This window comes from Lysinibacillus sp. FW301-JW8 (genome assembly GCF_058788755.1).
Window position 1 is genome coordinate 19,726 of record NZ_JBYTBB010000052.1, and the last position, 17,872, is coordinate 37,597.

12 protein-coding genes and 3 pseudogenes are annotated in these 17,872 nt (G+C 35.2%); 6 read left to right on the forward strand and 9 right to left on the reverse strand.

The genetic code is table 11. The features are described 5' to 3' along the window. Nucleotides 1-91: 91 nt before the first annotated feature. The 5 genes and pseudogenes from AC3WOM_RS18920 to AC3WOM_RS18940 form a co-directional block, all read right to left on the reverse strand. Nucleotides 92-1,120, reverse strand: a complete 1,029-nt coding sequence (locus tag AC3WOM_RS18920) for a hypothetical protein (protein WP_492447940.1) — start codon at nt 1,118-1,120, stop codon at nt 92-94. A gap of 313 nt (nt 1,121-1,433) precedes the next feature. Further along, on the reverse strand, nt 1,434-2,330 hold the full coding sequence (locus tag AC3WOM_RS18925; RefSeq protein ID WP_492447941.1) for an NAD(P)/FAD-dependent oxidoreductase: 897 nt from the start codon (nt 2,328-2,330) through the stop codon (nt 1,434-1,436). Nucleotides 2,331-2,357: 27 nt separating this feature from the next. After that, nucleotides 2,358-2,672: a thioredoxin family protein gene (locus tag AC3WOM_RS18930; RefSeq protein WP_427543527.1), complete on the reverse strand. Its 315-nt coding sequence runs from the start codon at nt 2,670-2,672 to the stop codon at nt 2,358-2,360. 130 nt (nt 2,673-2,802) lie between these two features. After that, a pseudogene (locus AC3WOM_RS18935) lies at nt 2,803-3,700 on the reverse strand (NAD(P)/FAD-dependent oxidoreductase). 332 nt (nt 3,701-4,032) lie between these two features. After that, entirely contained in the window at nt 4,033-4,917 is an 885-nt protein-coding gene (locus AC3WOM_RS18940) for a LysR family transcriptional regulator (RefSeq protein WP_492447952.1), read from the reverse strand. 134 nt (nt 4,918-5,051) lie between these two features. Between AC3WOM_RS18940 and AC3WOM_RS18945 the strand changes: the two genes are divergently transcribed. From AC3WOM_RS18945 to catA, 4 genes and pseudogenes are all read left to right on the forward strand, one after another. Further along, a complete protein-coding gene (locus tag AC3WOM_RS18945) occupies nt 5,052-6,062 on the forward strand; it encodes an alpha/beta fold hydrolase (RefSeq protein ID WP_492447942.1) in 1,011 nt (336 codons plus the stop codon). Nucleotides 6,063-6,306: 244 nt separating this feature from the next. Next, a complete protein-coding gene (locus AC3WOM_RS18950) occupies nt 6,307-7,134 on the forward strand; it encodes a MerR family transcriptional regulator (protein ID WP_492447943.1) in 828 nt (275 codons plus the stop codon). Beyond that, a pseudogene (locus AC3WOM_RS18955) lies at nt 7,131-8,289 on the forward strand (MFS transporter). The gene AC3WOM_RS18950 and the pseudogene AC3WOM_RS18955 overlap by 4 nt, the downstream one beginning before the upstream one ends. Before the next feature lie 186 nt (nt 8,290-8,475). Then, the gene (gene catA / locus AC3WOM_RS18960) at nt 8,476-9,129 is read left to right on the forward strand and encodes a type A chloramphenicol O-acetyltransferase (protein ID WP_492447944.1); all 654 of its coding nucleotides are present in this window, start codon (nt 8,476-8,478) and stop codon (nt 9,127-9,129) included. A gap of 105 nt (nt 9,130-9,234) precedes the next feature. Here the strand turns inward: catA and AC3WOM_RS18965 are convergent, their stop codons facing one another. Together AC3WOM_RS18965 and AC3WOM_RS18970 are read right to left on the reverse strand one after the other, a co-directional pair. Next, nucleotides 9,235-10,329 (reverse strand): DUF418 domain-containing protein, encoded by a 1,095-nt coding sequence (locus tag AC3WOM_RS18965; RefSeq protein ID WP_492447945.1) that lies wholly within the window; start codon nt 10,327-10,329, stop codon nt 9,235-9,237. A gap of 693 nt (nt 10,330-11,022) precedes the next feature. Beyond that, nucleotides 11,023-11,907, reverse strand: coding sequence for a GNAT family N-acetyltransferase (locus AC3WOM_RS18970; RefSeq protein WP_492447946.1), 885 nt, complete (start codon nt 11,905-11,907; stop codon nt 11,023-11,025). Nucleotides 11,908-12,556: 649 nt separating this feature from the next. Here AC3WOM_RS18970 and AC3WOM_RS18975 point away from each other — a divergent pair. Both AC3WOM_RS18975 and AC3WOM_RS18980 read left to right on the forward strand, forming a co-directional pair. Beyond that, nucleotides 12,557-13,534 (forward strand): BMP family lipoprotein, encoded by a 978-nt coding sequence (locus AC3WOM_RS18975; RefSeq protein WP_492447947.1) that lies wholly within the window; start codon nt 12,557-12,559, stop codon nt 13,532-13,534. A 14-nt stretch (nt 13,535-13,548) separates the two neighbouring features. Next, nucleotides 13,549-15,225 carry a methyl-accepting chemotaxis protein gene (locus tag AC3WOM_RS18980; protein WP_492447948.1) on the forward strand — a complete coding sequence of 559 codons (1,677 nt, stop codon included), beginning with the start codon at nt 13,549-13,551 and terminating at the stop codon, nt 15,223-15,225. A gap of 194 nt (nt 15,226-15,419) precedes the next feature. Here the strand turns inward: AC3WOM_RS18980 and AC3WOM_RS18985 are convergent, their stop codons facing one another. Both AC3WOM_RS18985 and AC3WOM_RS18990 read right to left on the reverse strand, forming a co-directional pair. Next, nucleotides 15,420-16,898 carry an Lsa family ABC-F type ribosomal protection protein gene (locus AC3WOM_RS18985; RefSeq protein ID WP_492447949.1) on the reverse strand — a complete coding sequence of 493 codons (1,479 nt, stop codon included), beginning with the start codon at nt 16,896-16,898 and terminating at the stop codon, nt 15,420-15,422. Between the two features lie 554 nt (nt 16,899-17,452). Beyond that, a pseudogene (locus AC3WOM_RS18990) lies at nt 17,453-17,872 on the reverse strand (hypothetical protein); the annotation flags it as partial.

The following is a 17,872-nucleotide window of genomic DNA, read 5'->3' on the forward strand; positions in this document are numbered from 1 at the left end:
TAAACGTAAACGAAAGAATCTTTTTAAAACTATTATTAGTAAACCTAAAATCAGGGTGGTATAAATTTAATTCTTCTAGATAAAATGCTAGTTAAAAAAGAGTGATTTGTATTTCTTCTTGTTCATCATAAATTTGAATTTCTTGAGTATCTATATAAAAAATGCAGTCATCTATCGCTGAGGATTCTTCATCAAAAATAAGAAATCCTTGTTTTGCATATTCCATACAAGCCAATACAACATCCATATAAATATAAGGTCTTTGCAGTCTCCCTCTAGAAATTCGTTTATCCACATCATAATAGGTTTTAATTAGATGACTAATTTCAGTAGAACTTGTGACTCCATTCTTTACTAGACAATAAGCAGTTTCTTTTAATGTTGGATGGATAGGAAGCTGATTATTCACAATTTCCACTAACCTTTGTTCCCTAGATTGTTGTTCATTTTTTTCTTGTTGAAGTCGCTCATCAATTAGCAGGCTCACCTTCTCATAAATCTTCAGATGATCTACGTTTAACGATTCCTTTGGTCTATTTTTCTCTTGATCTTTAATTATTTTCAAAAGTCGCCTAAACTGACTATTTAATAATGGTACCTTATATTCTATATGTTCCTGAATATCCAATGGTATATTGATTTTGTTAGATAATTCATCTAAAATTTTATACCCATAGTCTTTAATTCTTATTTTTCTTAACATTTCATCTAGTTCATGATCAATTATCCTTAATCCATTCACAACTTCATTTATATCTCTTACCTGTAGGTTTAAAAAATCCACAAGATGAACCTTCCCATATGTAATAGTTTTTAAAGTCTTAGAATGTTGTACTGTAAATTCGTATCTCAAAGAACGGCCACATGCACACTTCCCCTCACGATTTCTGAACCCGTAGTCATGGTATTTAATAATCTTCCAATCAGCGGCATTTTGCTCATCCTCTAACAAAACAATTTCATCTGTCGACTTGAGTGCACTAACCTTTTCAGATAGCATAAAATTCCCGAAAATTGTTTCCCTACCTCGTTTTAGTTTATGCTCTAAAAAGATTCTCTGTTCTTCTGTAACAAGAGATAATAAATAATTTCTTTCTTCTTGTGAAAGAGGTTCTACCACCTAATTCAAGCCTCCTCATGCATAACTTATCGCGTTCTATATTACCATAAATGCTAGCATTGTTTTCTCTCTATATAAAAATGTCTGCCTATGATAAAAAGCAGACATTTTATATAAATGAAGCCATTACTACTACTAGCAATGATTTTATTTCACTTCGAGGTATCCTTTTATGGCTTTGGAAACGTACTATTTTTGCCGTGAAACAATTGTCGTTTCAAACTTTTCTGGATCAATAAGATTAAAGGATTTTCGCTCATGAAGTAAGATAATTGTGATATCATTCTAAATAAGGCTCCTTTAAGTAACAAATTTAAAATTTTTCAATTGAAATATCTGAATTAATTGTTATTGCTACTTGAATTCCCGTTGCTTCTGAAAGAACAATTTCTGTTGGTGCAGGCTGAGCAGCATCGCCAGCTGCATACACATTTTTTTCTGATGTTCTTCCAAAATAATCAACAACGATTAACCCATGTTCATCTAAATCACAAGAAAATCCTTGACCAATGGAATTTGTTGTATAAATGGATGGGGTAATAAAGCCTGCCTCCCGCTCAATTTCTAACCCATCTTGAAAGGCGACACTACTCAATACCCCATTATGTCCTTTCATTTCTTTAATCTTATCGGTAATTACATTTATCCCTTTATTTACTAGTTCTCTCTTTTCATTTTCCTTTATTTCATGACCGTTTGTTGCCACAACTAAATCATTTGATAAATTAAAAATTATTTTAGCAGTTCTTGCAACATCACCTGTTTCATTTATATAAATCAATTTTCTATCCTTTAATTCCCAGCCATAGCCATATGGAGAAGTAAAAATACTTTTATTATAATATTGCTTAATATTTGGGATTGCTGTCTGTATTTTAGTACCATCTGTCAAAAGAATTTTCTCAGCTAGAAAATTCTCGCCATCTTCTGTATAAATTTTAAAAAGCTTATTGTCTGACTGTTTAATAGCCCTAACGCTTTGACTAACGATGGAATGAATAGTTGGATATTGATTTAATTTTTCTTTTGCTTCTTGCATAAATTCAATAGAGGCATTTCCATTTCTTGAAATACTTCCTTGAAGCTCGAATGCAAGGTGGTCATTATCTGTTTCAAACAATGCTACTAATCGATTCGCTCTACCTAGCAATAATGCTGCATTTAATCCTGCCGGTCCTCCACCTATAATTGCACACTCAAAAATCTCCATCTTATTTCCTCCTGTTTTTATGACGAATCAAACTCCAATAATTTGCTTTAGATTTTCAAAAGGAACATATCCGACAATTGGTTCTTGTAATTTATTATGAATAATCAAACGAGAATGAGGAATCCCAAGCACCTGATATTTCGCCGCAAGCTCTGGGCTTTTGTCAACATTCACCCTTATAATTTTCACCTTATCACTACACTCTTCATTAAGTTGATTTAAAACCATTCCGAACATTTTACAAGGACTACACCACTCAGCCCAAAAGTTTATGATCACCATTTTTTTAGTTTTTAGGTGTTCTCCTAATTCCTGTTTTGTTGTTACATGAACAATTGCCATAATTTTTCCCCCTTCATGGAAATAAAAATTTTAAAGATATAATATGCTTTAAGTGTTATTTATTTGAATCAACAATTCCCCTTTCAATAAATATTAGAGACCTTTAATATCCGTAATTAAAATAAAATTTTTAAATTGTACTATCGAAAACAACTGCCATTGCGGTTTTATAACCTTCAGCAGCAGCAATTATTAATGAAGACGGACCTAATTTTGCTGTCTCCCCCGCTGCATAAATATTTTCCTGTGACGTTCGCCCTGCCTCATCTGCCACAATGCTACCATTTTCATTTAATTGACAACCAAGCTTCTCTGCGAATTGATTTGGTCGCATAAAATTAGGTACAATAAATCCTCCCACTCTTTCGATTTCAAGTCCTGAACTAAACACTACTTTGTTTAAATAACCGTCCTCACCATTCAAGATATGAATAGGTTCAGTAATAACAGTTATATCTTTTCTTTGAAGTTCATTCAATGTTGGAGCAGAAACTTCATAACCATTTGTAGCTATTACTAAATCTTTTGACCAGTTATATAAAAGCTTTCCTTTAAAAAGGGTTTGTTCTTCATCCTCCGAAATGATAATTAGAGGTTTATCTCTCAACTCCCATCCATCGCAAGTTGGGCAGCTGAATAGACTTTTCCCATAATAATTTTTAATATCTGGAATCGATGGAAATTCCTCTTGAACACCCTGTTGCCAATATTATTCTCTCTGCAACAATCTCTACCTCTTCCAACGTCTCAATTTTAAACAGTCCGTTTGATTGTTTTATTATATTCATAACCGTATTTTGATAAAAATGAACTGATGGGTATTTTTTTACATCATTTATAGCTATTTCTTTAAACTCTGCTGGTTTAATCCCATCACGTGTTAGAAACCCATGTGATTCCTGCGTCACACGATTCCGATTTGTTCCATTATCAAATAAAGCAACTTTTTTGCGGGATCTCCCTAAAATCAAGCTTGCATTTAAACCAGTGCCACCTGCACCTATAACTACACAATCAAATAATTCCATCATGTAAATCTCCTCCACAAGTTGTTTAGAGTACATGTTGCTTCGTTAAAAATGTCAATTTAATACAACATGCATTCTAGCTCCAATTAAAATTTAAAACAGAATGATTCTAAGCTATAACCATTTGGCAGTTATAGAAGATAAGATCAAGAAGAATCCAAATTCAGAGTATAAAAACACCGAATTTTTATTATTTCAATTTTTATGTCTCATAGAAAGAATTGAATTATCGTTCATAATTTCGATTGCAATATTTGGCTGAATGTTGTTTCTTTAAAAAATACATTTGTACCCTTACATTCGGGGATATTAAATATGCTCTTCACTATACTCTATTTTAATACACTTCTTGCCAATTCGATAAATTCCTTCATTGATGGTGAAATCCATTTCTCTTGATGCCACAGCATTTGAGTAGCAAATCGTATTTCAGATAGATCCCAAGGTAAAGTGATTAGTTCTCCTCGCTCTAACTCTCCCTTAAGCGACATTTCGGGAAGTAAGGCAATACCGAGTCCAACCATTGCACATTGTTTAATAGCCTCTACACTATTAAACTCTAGTTCGGTCAAGCTGTCTGCCCCTTTTCTCAATAACGTGCGATAGAAGAAAGTTCGGTAAGAGCAACCCTTTTCACTTAGTAGAATATGCTCTTTGTTAAAATCTTCTATACTTAATATAGAGCATACAGCTAATGGATGGTTTGGGGAAACAACCATAAGAAAAGGTTCATCCAATAAAAGCTCGGTATGAAGATCCGCAGATATGATAGGTTCATCCAGCATAAAGACCACATCGACATTACCTTCCCTCAGACTCTGTTTCAAATTGTGACTAGATAAGGGTCTAAATAAGAGACGTACGTGTGGAAATCGTTCTCGAAAAACCCGGAGTAATGCAGGTAGACGGTATGTACAAAGCACTTCGTCTGCACCGATTGTAACCGTACCAGTTAATTGTCCGCTCTGACTTGAGACATACCGTGCCTCCTCTATATCATTTAAAATTTTATTGGCATAGGGCAACAACTGATGACCTGCATCTGTTAAAACGACACTCTTGCCTAAGCGATCCAATAGCTTAACTCCTAATTCTTCCTCTAAAGCCTTGATTTGCATGGTTACAGTAGACGGAACATAGTTCAACACTTCGGCAGTGCGGCTAAAACTGCGTGTGGAAGCAAGCGTCCAGAATGTTTTAAGTTGGCGAATTTCCATTAAGACAACACCTCTTAATTCAAAAAAATTGAACATCATGATCAAAAACGTTTCGTTGATTTGATAGTAGCAGTATCGTAGAGTAAAAATCAAGCTTCAACATTAAATCTTGTATAACGAAGGAGAATTGCATAATGAAAGATTACGAAATTTATTCATTGGGAGATGTCGAGCTACAATCGGGTCAAAAGTTGCCCCAAGCCTTTCTTGCCTATAAAACCTATGGAACTTTAAATTCTACTAAATCAAACGTAATTGTCTATCCTACTTGGTTTGCTGGTCAGCATACTGATAATGAGTGGTTGATTGGACCTGGTAAAGCTCTCGATCCAAATAAATATTTTATTATTGTACCAAATATGTTGGGAAATGGTCTATCTTCCTCCCCAAGCAATACACCAGCACCTTTTGACAGAGCGAACTTCCCGCTCATTACGATTTATGATAATGTCCAGCTACAACATCGGCTCATAACCGAGAAATTTGGTATTACGAAGATTGCCCTAGTAGTTGGCTGGTCGCTCGGAGCGCTACAAACCTTTCAATGGGGGACAAGTTATCCTGAGATGGTCGAGCAGATTGCACCGTTTGGCGGAACCGCAAAGACGAGACCACATGCACAGCTTGTTTTTGAGGGGCTTATCGCAGCATTGCAAGCAGATTCCAACTGGAAGGAAGGTTTCTATACCCATCAGCCTACAAGAGGACTTGCCGCGATGGGACGTGTTTATGCTCCTTGGGGGTTTTCTCAGTCATATTATTTAGAACAGCTCTATCAGGTGGAAGGATACTCGACGTTAAAGGCCTATCTTGAAGACTATTGGGATCAAGTGTTCCTTTCCTTCGATGCCAACGACTTAATTGCTATGCTCCGTACTGGAATTAATGGAGATATTAGCTCCAATCCTCTAGACAATAGAAATTTTGGACAGGCATTGAACCGTATTACCGCACATGCCCTTGTTATGCCTGGCTCGACCGATCTATTTTTTCCTTCTGAGGATAATGCATATGAAGTGAAGCATATGCCTAATGCGATTTATCAGCCAATCGAATCTAAGTGGGGACATTGCTTTGGAATCGGACAAAACGAACAGGATTCTCTCATAATAGACAATCATTTGAAACAATTTTTGCTGTTGTAAGAAGTGACTTCCAGTATCTAATAACAACTGATTTTTGATATCACCTGTAGAGGTAGGAGTCTTCTGTATCTGCTGCTGTCGCTACGTTTACGCGCATAAAACATCTGCCGCCTCGCTTTCGCTACAGAAAACATTTGCTGAATGAAGATAAAATCCACTTCAAAAATTTTGTCTGAACTCTTGACTTTATACCTAACTAGAGGGTATATACTCATACCGAAATATAAAAAGAAAAGGTGAAACAATGTTTAAAATCAGTGAATTTTCTAGGCTAAGCAGAATTCCACTGCAAACTCTACGTTATTATGATCAGCTCGGAATATTAAAGCCAACAAAAACTGATGAATCGACCGGGTATCGTTACTACTCCTCTGAACAGCTGCTAGAGATTAATCGAATCGTCATTTTTAAAGAATTAGGGTTTACACTTCAGCAAATCGCTCAACTTCTTCAAGAAGAAATATCTGCTGAACAGATTCGCGGCATGCTTAGACTTAAAGAAAGTGAAATCGAGAGACTGTTAGATATCGAAAGGTCCAAGCTTGCACGGGTTAAAGAACGAATACAGCTTGTTGAGTGTGAAGGTAGGATGGATAAAGAACAGGAAGTTGTTATTAAGTTCGTTGAAGAAATGCACATGATTACATATGCTTCGCTAGGAACACTTGATGATATTCCAATCCTTTTCGAAACTTTCAATGGACTTCTCGATAGTCGCTTCAGATCTTCCTTATCTGGTCCACAGACGGTGCTATGGAACACTCCTGGTAGCACGACCCATGCCTTTGAGCTTGAGGTCGGCTATACTGTGAAACAGGACACACTAAAGCCTTCTGAGCATCTTAATCTACGTTTCCTTCCCTCGGAAACAGTAGCCACATTATTGTTCCGTTCGGATTCAACGTTTTCCGAAACAGCCTGCATAGACCTCGCTAGATGGATTGAGCACAACGGCTACCGCATTCGAGATCATCGACCAGGAAGGGATTTCTATGTGCCACTTTCAGGTGAGCCAGATACTTGTCTAATCGAAATCCAAATCCCTATTGAAGAAAGAAAGGATCGACTATGAGTAATAAATGGGTTGTTTATTTGCTTGCTCTAGCAGTGTTTCTTATCGGGACAATTGAGTATATTATAAGCGGAATTCTACATATGGTAGCAGCAGATCTTGGAATTACTACATCTTCTGCGGGAGCGCTAGTTACGGCGTTCGCCCTATCAGCAGCGATTGGGGCCCCCATCTTGATAGCGGCAACCATCCAGATAGATCGTAAAAAAATACTGTTGATTATGCTCAGTATTTTTATTCTAAGTAGCTTCCTAGTCTATTTTAGTCTCTCTTATGAAATGATATTATTGGCGCGAGTGATTCAAGGCGTTAGCGGTGGAGCTGCTACTGTTATTGCAATGGCTGTGGCGACTCGTTTAGTGGTAGTACAGAATCGGGGTCGAGCCATCGGTACTATTCTGATGGGTTTAAGCAGTTCTCTTGTTCTTGGTGTTCCAGCAGGCACGTTTCTAAGCGAAGTTGTTGGCTGGAGAATATTATTCATCCTTATAGGAATACTAACATTGATTCCATTGCTGGTAGTCTTTACTAAAGTCTCGTCTATTACTGAGGAAAAAACTTTTTCGATCGGAATGCAGCTGTCAATTTTGAGAAACAAAAAGATTCTTCTTGCTCTTGCCATTACACTGTTCTATATTGGGGGATACTCTACGTTGTTTACTTACATCGCTCCCTACTTACAAGCAAGTGCGAAATTTTCGGGTGCTACACTTTCCGGAATTCTGTTAATCTTTGGTCTTTGCAGTTTTTTCGGCTCCAAATTTGGAGGAGTAATTGCTGATAAAAAAGGACCGAAGTTCGTGATTTATACTGGTCTTTCCATCCAAGCCGGAATGTTATTGCTTGTGTCTTGGGCAGACGGCTTGATTTATGCTATCATTCCGTTGATTATGATATGGATGGTGGCAACATGGGCAACCTCCCCAGCTCAGCAGTTGTATTTGGTTTCCTTAGTACCACACTCACCTGATATAGCTCTTAGCGTCAACACTTCGTTTATCCAGTTCGGTTTCGCTCTTGGATCGGCTATCGGGGGGGCTGGTGATTAGCAGTTTCTCCGTAGGTAATCTAGGCTGGTCAGGGCTCATAATGGTCTTGCTGGCTCTTTTGCTAGCAGTCCGGTTGTTTTCTTACAATAATAACGTGAAACATTAGACGAACAAGTCGATTGCTAAAAAAAACGAATCAACAAGGAGCTTTTATAAAGGCCTTCTTTTCTATATAATAGGGAAATAGAATGTTAAGTAGCGTGTCAATACTATATAGAGGGTGTAATGAATGAAAAAAGCAGTGAAAATCGCCTCCTAAATAAAAATAAACAATATTTAGGAGGCAAATAATATGATTTTCAATAAAATTGATCGAAAAAACTGGCATCGAGACGAGTATTTTGAGCATTATATGACCCAACAAACAACATTTAGTATGACATCTGAAATAGATATTCGCGTTCTCTATAAAAACATAAAAGATAATAATTTTAAATTTTATCCAGCATTTATTTACATGGTGACAAAAGCTGTCAGCACGAATATTGCATTTAGAACGTGTTTTAATAGCCAGGGAGAATTAGGTTATTGGGAAAAACTAAATCCAAGTTACACAATTTTCAATGAGGAAACAGAGACATTTTCGAGCATTTGGACAGAAACATCGAATAATTTTAAACAGTTTCATCAGAATTACGAAAGTGATTTAAAGAAATATAACGGTAGAATAAGTTTATTTCCTAAATCCACTATCCCTGAAAATATTTTTCACATTTCAATGATTCCCTGGTGTTCATTTACTGGTTTTCACCTTAATATTAATAATGGAGGTAATTACCTTTTACCAATTATTACTGCTGGTAAATTTGTGCAGAAGGATAATGCTGTCTATCTTCCTGTTTCTTTACAAATGCACCATGCTGTTTGTGATGGTTACCATGCAGGCTTATTCATGAATTACCTTCAGAGTTTTGCCGATGAATCCTATGGTTGGTTATTAGATTGAATAATTTCTACTAAAACCTGCTTCTGTTGTAAAAAAGCGTTCCTGTTCAAATTGACAAGAACGCTTTTCTTATCTTTGCGTATGTAATACTCTACTACTAAACTATTAATTTGTTATTTTTCTCATAACCCATTCAATAGGTCCTCGTTTAAATTTTCTACTCCATAAAACAGAGAATAAAATACTCGCTACAAAAAAAATTATCGTAAATATTAGTGAAAATGCTAACGTTTGGTTCTCTAATCTATTTATTAAAGCTAATAGGCCAACACCAATAAATACATGGCTGACATAATGAGTTAATGTTAATTGCCCTGTTTGAATAAGTGATTTTGTCACCCATTGCCCAGCGAACTTTTCTGAAAAATAAATGGAAGCAACAATGACAATTATCGCAGAAGCGGAATTTGATAGGATATATAAGATATTTGGTGGAATTGGTCCAGTTTGAAACAAATACTCTGCACTGCTTACATCTAATACCGACAAAGATAATCGCAGTAGCACTTTTGAAAGTACCTCTATTGTTAGAAGTAAAAATAAAGAAATAAACAACATTTTATTTCTTATAGCTTTCTTCGATAAATCAAGTCTACCAAGGATCATTCCAAGCAAAAAGAAACATACCCAAGGGAAAACTGGATGATACCCATTAAACAAAAGATTTCTTAGAAAACCTTCAATTGTCCAAAAATCAAGATATTCCATAAATGGTTGTTCAGGATGCCATCCTTTCAAATAATTCATTATTACTTGTAAGATTTGCGATATTATTAAGAAAATACTAGATAGGATGATCATGAACTTTGTAGAAGCTACGATAAGAAATGATGCGATCAGCATATAAACACCATAATAATGTAGGATATCTCCAGTCCAATCTGCCACATATAAAAGTAAACCTAAAATAAAGAGAAAAGCGGAACGTTTCCTTAAACTCATTCTATTTTCTTTAATAATGGTAGGCGAACCTTCATTTCTAGCTTTTCTTGTCATTAGAGCAACTCCAATACCTGCAAGTGTAACAAAAGTGGCAGACGCTCTTCCTTCAAAAAGTCCAGTAAACCATATAAGCCAATCCGGCCCATTTCCTACCGCTCCTATAATAATTTTAAAATTTACTATAAGCATTCCAAACATGGCCAAAGCTCTAGCAAAATCTAACCCTTCAATACGTTTTGATTGTAACTGTTTGGTCATAAATGTTCCCCCCTAAGCACCCTATTTATAACTTCTAAAATCTAATAATTGAAAACAAAACCTCAGCCTTATATTTTCAAAAAGTAAAGGCTCATTCTTTTTTACCGACCGGTAAGTAAATATTAATCGATTCTTTTATCAAAATCAAGAAATTTATATTCCCCTTTTTGGAAACTTCAGATGCCGGTTTTATGAGCAGATAGACAAAAGGATAAAAAATATATCCAAGTAAACAAGCATCCATGGTTAGGATACGTGTTCACTTGGATAATTTTGTGATAGTAAAACAAATTTGAAAAAGCTTAAGTAGATGCTCTGCTGTTACATTCATACTAATCTATTTCGCCTTGGCGTAATTGCTTCCGTATTTTGGGATGACCTGAGCGATTCTTCCGCTAACCTGAGCTCTTTTACTTGGATCGGAGCGATTCTTCCACTTACCTGAGCACTTTTACTTGGATTGGAGCGATTCTTCCACTTACCTGAGCACTTTTACTTGGATCGGAGCGATTCTTCGGCTAACCTGGGCACTTTTACTTGCATCAGAGCGATTCTTACGCTACCCTGAGCTCTTTTTCTTGGATCGGAGCGATTCTTACGCTAACCCGAGCACTTTTACTTGAACCGGAGCGATTCTTCCACTTACCTGAGCAGCTCGTCAATACTAACTCCAATATAGAAATTGCACTCCAATTAACAATGTGATGTTAATGGAAACATAAAGTTGCCTTTTAACAATGCTTTTTTTGATAAAATGAATAATGCATCATCATCATTTGGCATAATGATTGCTGTCATGCCCTCGATTGTAAAATCAGGCGTGAAATAAAATATCACTGTTTTCGTTGTTTTCTTTACAACGCTTGCTAATACAGCTTCCACATTGTGAGCATTTAACGAAATGATATCGAAAATATGCAGCGTATCTTCTTCTTCCTCCATTAGCACAATCGTTTCTAAATCCTCCAAATAGAAAATAGCCTCATGAAATACTATCGTAAAATAAAACATTAATAAACTTTCATTATGCTCAACATCTAAATTCCTTGAGTTTACATGGCGATTTTCCGCAAATTTTTCAAGTAATACAAGATCTTGTTCAATAGTAAGCTGTTTAACTTTCGCATTGACTTTCATTTTAATTGAGCTTTTTGCTAGATCTAAGCTAAACTCACTTTCATTTAGACGTGTAAAACCAAACTTCGGATAAAAATCTAAAACAGTATCATTCGCAAAAAGATACATAAAATCACAGTTATTTTCATATTTTTTCATAATATGCTGCATTAATTGCCGAGCCAAACCTTGATTGCGATAATCTTCATCCGTCATTACAGTACCAATCTGGATGCCTTTATACATTTTATCATTAATAATTACAGACATTTTATTAATTGAAGCATTTGAGACAATCTTACCTTCATCAACAAACGAATATGGTATATATGTGTCATTCCAATACCCTTTGTTATACCAGTCTCGAAAATCTAACTTGAATGTTTTCATTGCTAAGGCATTAAAACTCTCTTTCAAGCTTTCATTATTTCGATAATCACTTACTAATTCATATTTTTCCATTTTAATTCCCTCCAATTTTTGTTTCAATCACCTTGTTGCATTGCATGTATTTTATGGGAATTATCACCTCCTAAAACAGCAAAAGACTTTATGAGATTAAACTCATAAAGTCTTTTTATACGCAAACTAAAGTATTGAAAATCAAACCTTCTGTTTCATCTTAGTCTGATTTAATACTTTATTATTTGCTTATATGGATTAGACAATATTTGCTTCTCTCAATTATCGCAAAAGGACATAGCTAATAAACCTATAATTTCTTGGAATTATAGAATAGTCCTAATTTATTAAATTCGTTGGAATTTAATTTGCGATAATAAGTTTTAGCATAAAAGTCTAATCTCCTTTCTGTTTTCGGATTATAATTATTTTACCTTGCGTTCTCTTTTTTGTAAAATCTTCTAACTATGGAGTAAAGCTTTAAAGGGTGTCTCCTTTTCATAGGAAAAAACTTGAGGTTCACAAAGTGCAAAACATTATAATGTATTAGAAGCCAGGGTTTTCAATGTAAAAATACATATATAACCGTTACAAATCAAAAAAAGTTATTAAGCACTTTGACTTAATTTCATATATACTTAATTAGGTATTTTTGTAATTTCTAGAACAGATGTATAAGCAAAAATAAGTGTGAATGAGGGTAAGTATTATGAAGAAGAGTTTATTTGCCATAACAATGGCGGCAGGACTATTATTAGCAGCTTGTGGGAACAACTCAGCGCAAAATGAAGCTTCAACAGAATTACGAGTAGAAGATAGATTCAAAGTTGGTATTATGCTACCAGACGTTGGACTCGGTGACCAGTCGTTTGCAGATTTAGCAGTAGCAGGTTTAATCGAGGCACGTGATAATCTTGGGATTGTGTTTGATTACCGTGAACTTAGCAATGAGCCAAACTATGAAAAAGGGATTAAAGAGTTAATGGAAGAGGGCAATGACTTAATCTTTGCAGTTGGTTTTTCTCTGCAAGAAGATTTAGAAAAAATTGCAAAAGCAAATCCAGAACAACAATTTGTTCTAGTTGATTCGGAATCAGACGTTAAAAATATTCATTCTATTACCTTTAAAGAAAATGAGGGTAGCTATTTGGCAGGCGCATTAGCCGCAAAGGCGTCAAAAACAGGAAAAGTTGCTTTTCTAGGTGGGATGGTAGACCCAGTAATCGAAAAGTTTGAAAAAGGTTTTGCGGACGGAGCAAAGGCCATCAATCCCAATATTGAAATGATTGTGGCATATGCTGATACATTTTCAGATGATAAGGTTGGTAAGACCATGGCAGCTAACATGATTACACAAGGGGCAGATGTACTTTACGCAGCTGCAGGATATACAGGCGTTGGTTTACTACAACAAGCGCAAGAAAGTGGCGTTTTAGCGATTGGGGTTGATACAGATCAATACACATATGCAGAAAAAGCAGTCGTATCTTCTATGTTAAAAAATATCGATGTAGCCGTTTATGAATTTATAGAAAATTATACGAAAGAGAAACCAACTGGACAGCAGCGTGTCGCTTTAGGTATGAAAGAAAAAGCGATGAAACTCGCACCTGTGCGTGTGATTGATAATGCAACGAGGATTGAAGATGAACTGAATACAATATCACAGCAGCAATTTGGCCAATAAGAGGAGTAAGGAAAATGTCATTAAATAAAAAAATATTAGTAAACTCATTTACGCTCATTGCAGTTTCGATTGCCCTTATCGCCATTGTCATAATGGCGATGGTACGCATTCAATCATCGAACCAGGACATTTTACCGAAAATTATCAATATTCAAGTGATTGAGTCCGAGTTGAAAAATACACAAAATGAGCTAAGCAGCTATGCAACAGCTATTGGTGTCGCTCAACCACAGAGTGTGACAGATAAACAAATAGAATCATTGAAAAAATTAGAAGGTACGATTAACGATAAACTAGCAATTATAGAACCTTTATTACATAATAAGGAAAGTGAAAAAACCTTCAATAAATTGCAAGGAAAAGTGAAAGCCTTTTTAACTGCAGCCAATCAGGCGGTAACCGATAAAAATGCTACGAATGTACGTACACAAGAAGCACGTATTGCAGGCATACTAAATGATGTACATGTACTAGGCTTGTTTGCTAATGAACATTACCAAGATATACAAAAAGATTTAGCACAGCAAATTACCTTTGTTATTACATTATCTTTAGCTGGAATTATTCTATTAGTTTTATTTGGTAGTGTCTTTACAGTATTAATCATTAGAAATATTACAAAACCACTTCGTAAACTGGCTCATAATGCCAATGAAATCGCGTCTGGAAATCTTATGATTGAGCCTATTCATTATAAAACGAATGATGAAATTGGTGTGTTAAATCGTTCATTTGATACGATGACGAATCAATTAAAGCAATTGTTAGATGCGATTCATAACGTGAGTGGACACATAGATACATTTACAAATGATTTAGAGCATGAAAATAAATTATTTGCTGAAATCAGTGAACATGTTGCAAGCGCTACCGAAAAAATTTCGAGAGATTCCCTATCCGTTTCAAATTCACTGCATCATACTGTGCAGCTTGTCGAGACAATGGATACCGATTTCAATCAAAACGTGCATCGCTCAACGGTTTCCGTTGATCATGGCAATCTAGCTGTTGGTGCAATTGATAAAGGAAAAGAAGTCATTTTCTCTCAGCAGCAAATGATTGAAGAAAATATTAACACAGTAAAAGTCATTCATGATGTAGCAAATACCTTTATGGAGCATACCGCTCGTATCGAAGAAATGGCGGGGGTTGTTGCAGATATTTCAGCGCAAACAAATTTACTGGCACTTAACGCCTCTATTGAAGCAGCCCGTGCAGGAGAACATGGCAAAGGCTTTGCAGTCGTAGCAGAAGAAGTACGTAATTTATCCGAAGCTACAAGCAAATCCACAGAGAAAATTTTCGGAATTGTTGGTGCTATCCAAGCAGGTGTGCAAAATATGTCTGATTCAGTACGCCTAGGTGTTGAAATTGCAGAAAAACAAAAAACCTCCATGTATGAAACGACATCAGCATTTGAAAGTATTGAAACAGAAGTTCGTAGTATCATGGACGAACTTCAAGAAGTAGCACGAGGCATGAAACATTCGAAAGGATTAGGTGAGAAAGTCCTTGAACATGTAGGAAATGTAAATCACATGCTTGAAGAAAATGTGGCAGGTACAGAAGAAATAACTGCTTCTACAAACGAACAAACGTATGCCATTCAAATAGTTGTCGAGAAAATTACCGCATTACGTCAGCTATCAGATGACTTAAATAATAGAGTGAAAGAATTTAAAATACTTTAACCCTCTAGGTTCAGGTAGCTAGCCAAGAAATATAACTTACTAGTTACGAAAAAATTCTTTTGACCCATCTTCAGTATTTTACGATAAATGAAAGAATCCATTTTGAAACAAATTTGATCAAAATGGATTCTTCTCTAATAGTAATAAAAAAGTTTGTACATTTTAGCTACGTTCTTCAACTAAATAACATATTACTATATACATATAGTTTTTGTTGCAACAGTTTGTTGAAATGCCTGATCATGCTCAACAAACACCATTGTGGGATTAAAACTTTGAATAAGCTCTTCAATTTGCATGCGCGAATAAATATCAATAAAATTTAACGGTTCATCCCAAATATATAAATGAGCTTTTTCACATAGACTCTTGGCTATAAGTAGCTTTTTCTTTTGTCCACCAGAATAATGACCTATATCTTTCTCAAATTGAATTCGATCAAAATCCATTTTGCGTAGGATGGATTTAAATAACGTTTCATCAATGTCATGCTCTTCAATAAAGTCCGATAACATTCCCTTTAAATGAGAAGTATCCTGTTGGACATAGGAAATAATAAGCCCCGAACCTATATTTATAGAGCCCGTATGCTGTATTGAATTTCCTAGAATGAGTTTTAAGATACTACTTTTCCCGCTACCATTCTTTCCATCAAGTACGATTCGATCACCTTGCTCGACTTTAAAGCTTATTGGCTGATTCACTATTTGGTCGTCGTATTGAACAGACACATCTGCCAAAGCAAGTAGTTCTTTTGACTGGAATACCAATGGTTCTAATTTTAAAGACTCCGTTTTTTCCACATTTTTTAGTAGTTTTGACTTTTCCTCAATAGCTTTTTGCTGCCTTGATTCTATGCTCTTCGCTCTCTTCATCATCTTTGCTGCTTTATGTCCAACAAAACCCTTATCTAACTTAGAACCCGAATTTGTTGTGCCATTTTTGGAAGCTTCCACTTGATTAGACCAGCCTGCTGAGCGCTTTGAAGATTGTATTAATCTCCCTATATCTTTTTGTAAACGCTGATTGGTTGCCTCTTCATGGTCTTGCTGTCTATCAAAATTTAACTTCCAAGAAGAATAGTTACCACTTTGAACTTCGATATTTGCCTTATTTATAGATAAGATATGATCAACGCATCCATCTAAAAAGATTCTGTCATGTGAAATTAAAATAAACCCTTTTTTCTTTCTTAAATAATCAGAGACAACCTTTCGAGCATCTGTGTCTAGATGGTTGGTCGGCTCATCAATTAATAAAAATTGACCATCAGTTAAAAAAAGAGCAGCAAGCAACACCTTCGTTTGTTCTCCATTTGATAATGTTTTAAATGGTCGATACATAACCTCGGCATCAACATCTAGATAGGCTATTTCACGAAGATATTCCCAATCTTCTGCTTGGGGGCAAATTTCTTCAAAAATTTCATAGGTATACTTGTTTTTATCTGAAACTGGATAAGGAAAATAATTAAATTCTACTGAAGAAATGATTTTCCCACTATACTCATAATTCCCTAATAATAGATTAAAAAATGTTGTTTTACCTCGCCCATTTCTACCAATAAACCCAAGTTTCCAATCCGTATCTATTTGAAAGTTTACATTTTCAAAAATATTGTCAAAGCTGCTTGGATAAGAAAAAGTTAAATTTTGAACTTGTATCATTGACATGATAATTCCTCCTTTGTATATCAACACTTTTTACTTTTTATACAAAGTCGGCATATCCATCCATTCTAAATTTCTCCGCATAAGTTTGATGGATATTATCGACTTGTACGGAGTAATACATGCGTAACAATAGTATCTGAATCGCCCATTTCTCTCTCCCCCTTATTGATTCAATTATTTATGAGAGAATAAAAAATCCTCCCAATTTGTCATTGGAAGGATTAGTCTTTCACTGGTATTGAATAAGGACTTTTTTGCCATAGGAATCATGACAAATAAAGTTTAAACTGATTGATTGATAAAAATGGACAGACTAATCCTATATTTTGTAGTTTGAAGTTATTGATTTCAACATAAAATATAGATTAGTTCATCATTGTTCATCCATCAGTCCTCTCATAATTGTATATTTATATTAACAAATTTTTTATAAGAATTCAATTCAGCATCATCTTCATCTAAAAATTGTTACTCTTTTGATAAATTCCAGGCGAAAGTAGCATCTTACCATTATCTTATTTTATAGAAAAATATTGTTAGATAGTCTTCTTTGCTTAATCAATTAATTGATTGAACTTTGTAGGCAAATACACTCCTAGTTCTTCCATTTGAACTTTTGCTTTTTCAATTAACTTTGTAACTTCTTTTTTCGTTTCATCATCTAAATTTGCTAATTTATCCCCTTTTCTCATGAAATTATGATTAGGAATAGACACTCCCAGTTCTTTAAGTTGTGTATCGGCCTCCTCTTGCGTTAAGGAACCATCTTCCACTTGTTTCATAATTTCTTGTACCTTCGTGCGCGTTTCATCATCTAAATTTGCTAATTTATCGCCTTTTCTCATGAATTTATGATCAGAAAGAGACACTCCCAGTTCTTTAAGTTGTGTATCGACCTCCTCTTGCGTTAAGGAACCATCTTCCACTTGTTTCATAATTTCTTGTACCTTCGTGCGCGTTTCATCATCTAAATT

Excerpts from the sequence above, each read along its gene's own strand:
- AC3WOM_RS18975 (WP_492447947.1), top strand. The coding sequence starts at position 12,557 with ATGAAGAAGAGTTTATTTGCCATAACAATGGCGGCAGGACTATTATTA.
- AC3WOM_RS18970 (WP_492447946.1), bottom strand. The coding sequence starts at position 11,907 with ATGGAAAAATATGAATTAGTAAGTGATTATCGAAATAATGAAAGCTTG.
- AC3WOM_RS18950 (WP_492447943.1), top strand. The coding sequence starts at position 6,307 with ATGTTTAAAATCAGTGAATTTTCTAGGCTAAGCAGAATTCCACTGCAA.
- AC3WOM_RS18925 (WP_492447941.1), bottom strand. The coding sequence starts at position 2,330 with ATGGAGATTTTTGAGTGTGCAATTATAGGTGGAGGACCGGCAGGATTA.
- AC3WOM_RS18985 (WP_492447949.1), bottom strand. The coding sequence starts at position 16,898 with ATGTCAATGATACAAGTTCAAAATTTAACTTTTTCTTATCCAAGCAGC.
- AC3WOM_RS18945 (WP_492447942.1), top strand. The coding sequence starts at position 5,052 with ATGAAAGATTACGAAATTTATTCATTGGGAGATGTCGAGCTACAATCG.
- AC3WOM_RS18930 (WP_427543527.1), bottom strand. The coding sequence starts at position 2,672 with ATGGCAATTGTTCATGTAACAACAAAACAGGAATTAGGAGAACACCTA.
- AC3WOM_RS18965 (WP_492447945.1), bottom strand. The coding sequence starts at position 10,329 with ATGACCAAACAGTTACAATCAAAACGTATTGAAGGGTTAGATTTTGCT.
- catA (WP_492447944.1), top strand. The coding sequence starts at position 8,476 with ATGATTTTCAATAAAATTGATCGAAAAAACTGGCATCGAGACGAGTAT.
- AC3WOM_RS18940 (WP_492447952.1), bottom strand. The coding sequence starts at position 4,917 with ATGGAAATTCGCCAACTTAAAACATTCTGGACGCTTGCTTCCACACGC.
- AC3WOM_RS18980 (WP_492447948.1), top strand. The coding sequence starts at position 13,549 with ATGTCATTAAATAAAAAAATATTAGTAAACTCATTTACGCTCATTGCA.